The sequence below is a fragment of the Mesorhizobium sp. M7A.F.Ca.US.014.04.1.1 genome (assembly GCF_003998745.1).
Taxonomy (GTDB): domain Bacteria; phylum Pseudomonadota; class Alphaproteobacteria; order Rhizobiales; family Rhizobiaceae; genus Mesorhizobium; species Mesorhizobium ciceri.
In genome coordinates, this window is sequence record NZ_RZRW01000277.1 from 1 (window position 1) to 7,681 (window position 7,681).

The 7,681-nt window shown below is 65.0% G+C and carries 10 protein-coding genes and 1 pseudogene; 7 read left to right on the top strand and 4 right to left on the bottom strand.

The annotated features are described in order from the left end of the window. From EOA22_RS18715 to hemC, 3 genes and pseudogenes are all read right to left on the bottom strand, one after another. Positions 1–302 (bottom strand): annotated as a pseudogene (locus EOA22_RS18715) (phage tail protein); the annotation flags it as partial. A gap of 109 nt (positions 303–411) precedes the next feature. Next, positions 412–1,128, bottom strand: coding sequence for a uroporphyrinogen-III synthase (locus EOA22_RS18720; protein ID WP_063169517.1), 717 nt, complete (start codon positions 1,126–1,128; stop codon positions 412–414). Between the two features lies 1 nt (position 1,129). Beyond that, the gene (hemC, locus tag EOA22_RS18725) at positions 1,130–2,056 is read right to left on the bottom strand and encodes a hydroxymethylbilane synthase (RefSeq protein ID WP_063170402.1); all 927 of its coding nucleotides are present in this window, start codon (positions 2,054–2,056) and stop codon (positions 1,130–1,132) included. A gap of 101 nt (positions 2,057–2,157) precedes the next feature. Here hemC and tsaD point away from each other — a divergent pair, with 101 nt between their 5' ends. Genes tsaD through EOA22_RS18755 form a run of 6 tightly spaced genes read left to right on the top strand, consistent with a single transcriptional unit; the run spans position 2,158 to position 6,174 of the window. Continuing rightward, positions 2,158–3,243: a tRNA (adenosine(37)-N6)-threonylcarbamoyltransferase complex transferase subunit TsaD gene (tsaD, locus tag EOA22_RS18730; protein WP_181172687.1), complete on the top strand. Its 1,086-nt coding sequence runs from the start codon at positions 2,158–2,160 to the stop codon at positions 3,241–3,243. After that, the gene (locus EOA22_RS18735; protein ID WP_063169519.1) at positions 3,240–4,262 is read left to right on the top strand and encodes an NAD(P)H-dependent glycerol-3-phosphate dehydrogenase; all 1,023 of its coding nucleotides are present in this window, start codon (positions 3,240–3,242) and stop codon (positions 4,260–4,262) included. The genes tsaD and EOA22_RS18735 overlap by 4 nt, the downstream gene beginning before the upstream one ends. A gap of 31 nt (positions 4,263–4,293) precedes the next feature. Further along, positions 4,294–4,590: a YciI-like protein gene (locus EOA22_RS18740; RefSeq protein ID WP_063169520.1), complete on the top strand. Its 297-nt coding sequence runs from the start codon at positions 4,294–4,296 to the stop codon at positions 4,588–4,590. Between the two features lie 37 nt (positions 4,591–4,627). Next, positions 4,628–5,053 (top strand): EVE domain-containing protein, encoded by a 426-nt coding sequence (locus EOA22_RS18745; protein WP_063169521.1) that lies wholly within the window; start codon positions 4,628–4,630, stop codon positions 5,051–5,053. Beyond that, positions 5,008–5,706, top strand: coding sequence for a methyltransferase (locus EOA22_RS18750; RefSeq protein WP_174299057.1), 699 nt, complete (start codon positions 5,008–5,010; stop codon positions 5,704–5,706). The genes EOA22_RS18745 and EOA22_RS18750 overlap by 46 nt, the downstream gene beginning before the upstream one ends. A 51-nt stretch (positions 5,707–5,757) precedes the next feature. Further along, entirely contained in the window at positions 5,758–6,174 is a 417-nt protein-coding gene (locus EOA22_RS18755) for a DUF1761 domain-containing protein (RefSeq protein ID WP_024503046.1), read from the top strand. 171 nt (positions 6,175–6,345) lie between these two features. Here EOA22_RS18755 and gcvA read toward each other — a convergent pair whose 3' ends face one another. Further along, on the bottom strand, positions 6,346–7,281 hold the full coding sequence (gene gcvA, locus EOA22_RS18760; protein ID WP_013528901.1) for a transcriptional regulator GcvA: 936 nt from the start codon (positions 7,279–7,281) through the stop codon (positions 6,346–6,348). A 130-nt stretch (positions 7,282–7,411) separates the two neighbouring features. Here gcvA and EOA22_RS18765 point away from each other — a divergent pair, with 130 nt between their 5' ends. After that, positions 7,412–7,678: a hypothetical protein gene (locus tag EOA22_RS18765; protein WP_013528900.1), complete on the top strand. Its 267-nt coding sequence runs from the start codon at positions 7,412–7,414 to the stop codon at positions 7,676–7,678. The last annotated feature ends 3 nt before the right edge of the window (positions 7,679–7,681 follow it).

The following is a 7,681-nucleotide window of genomic DNA, read 5'->3' on the forward strand; positions in this document are numbered from 1 at the left end:
GGATAAGGCAGCTCTGGCTCGGCGGCTTTGGCTCCGCCATGCGCCGGCGCTTGCCCTTCCGCACCTGCGGCGCCATCGGCATGCTCCCACGGCTCGAGATCGGTCTGGTCGGCATGAACCGGCTCTTCGGGAACCTCGGGCTGCGAAGCGTTCGCTGCTTCCTCGGCCTTCGCCTCGTCTGTCTGCGCCTCCTGCGTGGCGGCGTCCTCGTCGGCGATGCGTGAGACGGCGCCCGGCTCGAGATCGATGGTCACCGGCTCGCGGCGGCTTTTCGAGTGTCGCATCTTCGGCGTCTTGACCATGCCTGGGCTCCGCACATTCGCTTCGTCTCAACGCCTGGCGGCGCATGATGGTTCAGAAAGGGTCTAGCACATCACCAAGCGGTGAAAAGGGGCGGTGTGATGACGCGGCTCAGCGCGGCGCCTGCAAAAGCGCCAGCAATGCCTCCTCGTCAGGTTGCGCGGCAATGCGGATCCTTTCGCCGGCGGCATCGTCGAAGGCTGCGGCGATCCGCGTGGAAAGCGCAAAAACCCATGTTTTTTCGAAGAGACCGCGCAGAGCGGGCCGTCTTGCCAACATCTGCATCGCCGCCGCCGCCTTGGCTGAATAGAGCAATACCGCGTCGGCAGGTTGCCCCGACAGGCGTTCGAGGGTGACTTCGTCCGGATAACCCACTGTCAGCGTGTCATAGGTCTCGACGGCGTGGACCCGAACGCCCGCCGTCCCGAGCCTCTGTTCGAACGCCGGAAAACGCACGCGCCCGCAGAGGTAGACAATCGTCTTTCCAGAAAAATCGGCAGCGAGAACGTCGGCCAGCGCCTCGGCATCGCCGGGGCCTTCACTGACCGACAAAAACCCCGCTTTGCGGGCAGCTTCCGCAGTCCGCCTGCCGACGGCATGACAAGGCAAGGCGGCGAGCGTCGCGATGATTTCTTCCGGCGCATGGCGCATGGCATTGGCGCTTGTGACGGCCACCGCGACGGCATCGTCCGGGATCAGTCCGGCGGCGACAGGCAACGCCTTTGTTTCGGTCAGGGGCAAAAGAACCGGCTGAAAACCTGCCTCCTCCAGCCGATGCGCTGTGCGCGAAGCACCCGGTTCCGGCCTGGTCACCAGGACGCGAAGCATTTCAGAGCCAGCCGTCGAAGAACTTTTCGCCGGCCCTGGCGCGCACGCTCCGGGCCGCTTCGCCGCCGATCCGGGCGGCGTCTTGCGCCGGTCCCTGCAGTTCGACCGTGTGTGACTGCGTGCCGTCGGGCGAGATGATCAGCCCGGCAAAAGACAGTTTTCCGGCCTCGATCGCCGCATAGCCGGCGATCGGCGTGCGGCAGGAGCCATCGAGCGCCGCCAGGAAGGCACGCTCGCAGGCCAGCGCCTGGCCGGTCGGCACATCATGGACGGCCGCCAGCATCTTTTCGACATCGCGGTCGCCGATACGGGTTTCGATGCCGATCGCGCCTTGCCCCGGCGCCGGCGGGAAGACATCGAGCGGTATCAGGTCGGTGACGACATGCTCGAGCCCAAGCCGCTTCAGCCCGGCATAGGCCAGGATCGTGCCGGCGGCGACGCCTTCGTCGAGCTTGCGCAGCCGCGTCTGCACATTGCCGCGGAACATCACCACGTCGAGATCCGGCCGCATCCGGCGGATCAGCGCTTGCCGCCGTAGCGACGACGAGCCGACTTTCGCCCCGCGCGGCAGTTCGGCGATCGTCTTCGCCGCTTTGCCGACAAAGGCGTCGCGTGCGTCCTCGCGCGGCAGGAAGGCCGACAGTTCGAGGCCGTCGGGCAGTTGCGTCGGCATGTCTTTCGACGAATGCACGGCGATGTCGATCCGGCCGGCCAGCAGCGCCTCCTCGATCTCCTTGGTGAACAGGCCCTTGCCGCCGGCTTCCGACAGCGGCCGGTCCTGAATGCGGTCGCCGCTGGTCGAGATGACGACCACCTCGAACGCCTCCGCCGGCATGCCATGCGCGGCCATCAGCCGCGCCTGCGTTTCATGCGCCTGCGCCAGCGCCAGCGGGCTGCCGCGTGTTCCGATTCTCAAGATTGTTTGCATGGCGCGCAGTCCGTGATAACCCCCCGGCAAGCGAGGCTTTTCCGGGGTTCTCCTAACGGGGAAAACCCCATGATACAATCTTTAGGGACAGCGACGAATTGATCCGCGTGCTGGGCATAGAGACGAGTTGTGACGAGACCGCCGCCAGCGTGGTGGCCGTCGACGGCGACGCCGCGCCAAAAATCCTGTCCAACATCGTGCTCAGCCAGATCGAGGAGCATGCCGCTTTCGGCGGCGTCGTGCCGGAAATCGCCGCGCGCGCCCATGTCGAGGCGCTGGACGGCATCATCGAGGCGGCGCTTGCCGATTCGGGCACGGCGCTAGCCGATATCGACGCGATTGCCGCCACCGCCGGCCCCGGCCTGGTCGGCGGGCTGATCGTCGGGCTGATGACCGCCAAGGCAATCGCCGCGGCGGCGAACAAGCCGCTGATCGCCATCAACCACCTCGAAGGCCATGCGCTGACCGCAAGGCTGACCGACGGGCTCGACTTTCCCTATCTCTTGCTGCTGGTCTCCGGCGGCCATACGCAAATCGTCGCCGTGCGGGGTGTCGGCGGCTACCAGCGCTGGGCAACGACTATCGACGACGCGCTCGGCGAAGCCTTCGACAAGACGGCCAAGATGCTTGGCCTGCCCTATCCCGGCGGACCGAATGTCGAAAAGGCGGCACAGGCCGGCAACGCCTCGCGCTTTGCCTTTCCGCGTCCGATGAAGGGCTCGGCCCAGCCCGACTTCTCCTTCTCCGGCCTCAAGACCGCCGTGCGCCAGGCGGCGAGCGCCATTGCGCCGCTGAGCGACCAGGACGTCGCCGACATCTGCGCCTCGTTCCAGGGGGCCGTAGCCGATGCTCTGGCCGACCGTGTTTCTCGCGCGCTGACGCGCTTTCGCGAGACATTTCCCGGCACCAGGAACCCAGCCCTCGTCGTTGCCGGTGGTGTCGCCGCCAACCGCACGATCAAGACCATGCTGGAGCGGCTCTGCGCCGAGACCGGCTTCACCTTCATTGCGCCGCCACTGAAACTTTGCACCGACAATGCGGCGATGATCGCCTGGGCCGGCATCGAGCGGCTGCGCGAGGGCATGGCGCAAGAGAACGGCTTCGATTTCGTGCCGCGCTCGCGCTGGCCGCTGGACAGCATCTCGGCGCCGATGGTCGGCTCCGGCCGGCGCGGAGCCAAGGCATGAACGAGGTGGCAATGAGCGGCAACGTCACCGCGCCAAGCGGCTGGCGCGTTGCCGTGCTCGGCGGCGGCGCCTGGGGCACTGCCTTGGCCTTGGCCATGCTGCGCGCCGGCCATTTCGTCCGCCTTTACGCGCGCGATCCGGAGACCGTCGCCGCGATCGACCGCGGCGAAAATCCACGCTACCTGCCGGGCATTACGCTCCAGCCCGGCATCGTGGCGACGAGCAACATCCAGGCCACGCTCGACGGTGCCGATTGCGTGCTGGCGGTGACGCCGGCGCAGTCGCTGCGGGCGACGCTGGCGGCCGCGAAGGACCATATGCCGGCCGGTATCCCGCTGGTTCTGTGTGCCAAGGGCATCGAAAGCGAGACTGGCGCGTTGCTATCGGCGATTGTCGAAGAAATCCTGCCGCTCAATCCGGTTGCCGTTTTGTCGGGCCCGAGCTTCGCCACCGACGTCGCCCGCGGCCTGCCGACGGCCGTTGTGGTCGCCGCCCGCGACGAGGCATTGGCCGCCGATCTCGCCGCCCGCTTTTCCGCCGAAAATCTGCGCTGCTATTCGAACGACGACCTGATCGGCGTCGAGATCGGCGGCGCCTTGAAGAACGTCTTTGCCATTGCCGCAGGTGCCGTCACTGGGGCGGGTCTCGGCGCCAGCGCCCAGGCCGCCATGGTGACGCGCGGCTTTGTCGAATTGCGCCGCATCGGCGCTGCCTTCGGCGCCAGGCCCGAAACGCTGATGGGGCTTTCCGGCCTTGGCGACCTGCTGCTGACCTGCTCGTCCACCCAGTCGCGCAATTTCGCCTATGGGTTGGCGCTCGGGCAAGGCAAGCCACTTGCCGGATTGCCGCTGGCAGAAGGCGTGCCGACGGCGGCGATCGCAGCCCGCATTGCGACCGAGCGCAACATCGACGCGCCGATCATTGCCGCCGTCGCCGCCATACTGGATGGCACCATCACCGTCCGGCAGGCCGTGACGGCGTTGATGACCCGGCCGCTGAAGACCGAAACCAACGATTGATCCCCACGACTTTGAACGATCAGGAGAAAAAATGCTGTTTGCTGTGATTTGCAAGGACAAGCCCGGAAGCCTGCAGGTGCGCCTCGACACGCGGCCCGAGCATGTTGCCTTTCTCGAGGGGTTGAACGGCGACAAGAAGCTGGCATTCGCCGGTCCGTTCCTTGACACTGAAGGCAGGTCCAATGGCAGCCTCGTGGTCGTCGAAGCGCCCGACCTGGCAGGGGCGCAGGCTCTGTCGGCCGCCGACCCCTACGCCAAGGCCGGGCTGTTCGAAAGCGTCGAAATCCGCCCGTGGAACTGGACGTTCAACAAGCCGGCGGCTAGTTAATCCCGGTCGCCAGCGCGACTCCAAGGAGGAGAAAGACATGAACTACTGGCTGTTCAAATCCGAGCCATTCAAGTTCTCCTTCGAGATGCTGAAGGCCAAGGGCAAGGCCGGCACGCAATGGGACGGCGTGCGCAACTACGCGGCGCGCAACAACATGAAGGCGATGCAGATCGGCGATCTCGGCTTCTTCTACCACTCCAACGAGGGGCTGAACATCGTCGGCATCGCTGAAGTCTGCGCGCTTGCCCATCCCGACACCACGTCGGACGATCCGCGCTGGGAATGCGTCGACATCCGCGCCGTAAGGGATGTACCGAACCCGCCGACGCTGGAACAGGTGAAGGCCAATCCGAGGCTTGCCGACATGGCGCTGGTGCGGCTCGGACGGCTTTCCGTGCAGCCGGTGACGCCGGCCGAATGGAAGGAAGTCTGCCGCATGGGCGGCTTGACGCCGGTTCCGTGACGGCGCTCACGCCCAACAGCGCCAAACAGTTCATTCTCGACAACACGGCGCTGATGGCGCCGCCGCACGTGCCGGAGATCCTGCTTCATCTTGCCGACGAAGCGCATGATCTGTGGCAGCGGACCGAGGAAGAGCTGGTCGAAATCGGCCTGCCGCCGCCCTTCTGGGCCTTTGCCTGGGCCGGCGGCCAGGGCCTTGCCCGCTATGTCCTGGACAATTCCGGCACGGTGCGTGGCAAGCACGTGCTCGACTTTGCTTCCGGCTCCGGCCTTGTCGCCATCGCCGCCGCCAAGGCCGGTGCCGCCAAGGTGATCGCCTCCGACATCGACCCGTTCTGCGCCACCGCGATCCGGCTCAACAGCGAGATCAACGGTATCGGGACCGAATTCCTCGGCACGGATTGCATCGGCACCGATGCAGGTTGGGACGTGGTCCTGGCCGGTGATGTTTTCTATGACAAATCTTTCGCTGACCGGCTGGTGCCATGGTTCGCAACGCTGAAGGCGCGCGGCGCCGAAATCCTTGTCGGCGATCCCGGCCGGTCGTATCTGCCGAAGACAGGGCTGGAGCCGCTTGCGGTCTATGAAGTGGCCGTCACGCGGGCGCTGGAGGATGCGCTGGTCAAGCGCACGACCGTCTGGCGGTTCGCTTGACGCGATCGCCGAACAGGCGTTCCATCATATCCAAATCAGAGGGGGGAGCTCATGGATTTTTCAGCAGTGAACTGGCTGGCGGTGGTCGCTGCCGCAATCGTGGCGTGGCTGTTCGGCGCCGCCTGGTACATGAGCCTGAGCAAGGCGTGGCTGAAGGCCGCCAAGCTCGATCCGGCCACGATGAAGAAGTCGCCGCTGCCCTTCGTCGTCAGCTTCATCGCCGAACTGGTCATGGCCACGATAATGGCGCTGGTCGTCGGCGCGATGACCGGCGGCGAGCCGACATGGCTCGCCGGACTTGTCTTCGGCTTCGTGCTCTGGCTGGGTTTCGTCGCCACGACGCTCTCGGTCAACCATCGCTACGAGAATTTCGGCTGGGACCTGACCCTCATCGACGGCGGCCACTGGCTCGGCGTGCTACTGATCATCGGCGCCGTCATCGGCTGGTTCGGCGCGGTGGCAAGCTGAGTCAAGAAGGGAGTAGGGCAGTAAGGCAGTAGGGGAATAGGGGAGCAGACGGCACCGACGCCTATCCCTACTGCCCTACTGCCCTACTGCCCTACTGCCCTACTGCCCTACTGCCCTACTGCCCTACTGCCCTACTGCCCTACTGCCCTACTGCCCTACTGCCCTACTGCCCTACTGCCCTTTATCCGTGGTCCGCGTCTTGGCGACTTCCTCTAGCATCCATTCGCGAAAGGCGACGATGCGCGGATCGTCGGCGGTATTCTCGGGATAGACCAGGAAATAGGCGAACTCGGGCGCCACGCGCAGGCCGAGTTCGAAAGGCTGCACCAGCCTGCCCTGGGAAAGGTCGTTCGCCACCATGGCGAAATCGGCGAGCGCAACGGCATTGCCGTCGAGCGCTGCCTGGACGGCATCCGTGGAATTTCCGAACACGACTGTCCGGCTGTCGTCGAAATCATTGATGCCGGCCGCCGCCATCCACATCCGCCAGTTCGGCCACGTCACGCCTTGCCGCGACCATTCGATATGCGCAAGCGTATGGTTGAAAAGATCGCGCGGCTCGCGCAGCGGCGGACCGGACGTCAAAAGGCTCGGGCTGCATACCGGAATGAGGATGTTGTCGAACAGCCGGTGGGTGCGAAGGCCCGGATATTTGCCAGCGCCAAAACGGATGCCGACATCGATGTCGTCAAGTTCGAAATCCCGCACTTCATAGGCAATGTCGAATCGCAACTCGATATCGGGGTGACGCTTGCGAAAATCGTCGACGCGTCGCATCAGCCATTTTGACGCGAACTGCGCGTCGAGCGTTACCTTCAAAAGAGCGGTGCCGCGCGTCAGCTTTTGCGCCCGCGAAACAGCCCGGCCAAGCAGGTCGAGCGCGTCCGCCGAGGCGTCGAACAGCACCGTTCCCGCCTCGGTGAGCCGGATGGTGCGGCTGGTGCGCGTGAACAGCACCAGCCCGAGCTGATCCTCGATTTCCTTGATCTGATGGCTGACGGCGGCCGGTGTCAGCCCAAGCTCGTCGGCGGCACGGGTGAAATTGAGGTGCCGGGCCGCCGCCTCCAGCGTCCTCAAGGCACGAGTCCCAGGCAGAAGACGAGCCATCCTATCCTCAAAGAAAACTTGATGATCGAGAGAAAACTACTCGTTTCCTACAGAGATTTCAATCTGGCATGATCTGTCCATCGAAACATCATCAAGCCGGATTTGATATTCGGGGAGAACGGAGCACACCATGTCCATCATCGTTTTGAATTCGTCCGCACATCGTCCGAACTGGCTGGCCGAAACCCTCGACTGGTTGCGTCACGCCCGGGTCGCGATACGCCTCCCCCGCCGCGATACTGCCTACCAGAACGTCGAGGATCTCTCCGACCGCCAACTGCGCGATATCGGCGGCGCGCGCCGTGATGTCGCTCGCGCAATGGACAAGGAGCTTGGCCGGCTGGGCCTGCTCGACATCGGCTGGCAGAGACCTGGCCGTAGGGGAATAGGGGAGTAGGGG

Bases quoted from the DNA above. Each gene is read 5' to 3' on its own strand.
- hemC (WP_063170402.1), bottom strand. From the start codon at position 2,056: ATGCAAACAATCTTGAGAATCGGAACACGCGGCAGCCCGCTGGCGCTG.
- EOA22_RS18765 (WP_013528900.1), top strand. From the start codon at position 7,412: ATGTCCATCATCGTTTTGAATTCGTCCGCACATCGTCCGAACTGGCTG.
- EOA22_RS18720 (WP_063169517.1), bottom strand. From the start codon at position 1,128: ATGCTTCGCGTCCTGGTGACCAGGCCGGAACCGGGTGCTTCGCGCACA.
- gcvA (WP_013528901.1), bottom strand. From the start codon at position 7,281: ATGGCTCGTCTTCTGCCTGGGACTCGTGCCTTGAGGACGCTGGAGGCG.
- EOA22_RS18750 (WP_174299057.1), top strand. From the start codon at position 5,008: ATGGAAGGAAGTCTGCCGCATGGGCGGCTTGACGCCGGTTCCGTGACG.
- EOA22_RS18740 (WP_063169520.1), top strand. From the start codon at position 4,294: ATGCTGTTTGCTGTGATTTGCAAGGACAAGCCCGGAAGCCTGCAGGTG.
- EOA22_RS18745 (WP_063169521.1), top strand. From the start codon at position 4,628: ATGAACTACTGGCTGTTCAAATCCGAGCCATTCAAGTTCTCCTTCGAG.
- EOA22_RS18755 (WP_024503046.1), top strand. From the start codon at position 5,758: ATGGATTTTTCAGCAGTGAACTGGCTGGCGGTGGTCGCTGCCGCAATC.
- EOA22_RS18735 (WP_063169519.1), top strand. From the start codon at position 3,240: ATGAACGAGGTGGCAATGAGCGGCAACGTCACCGCGCCAAGCGGCTGG.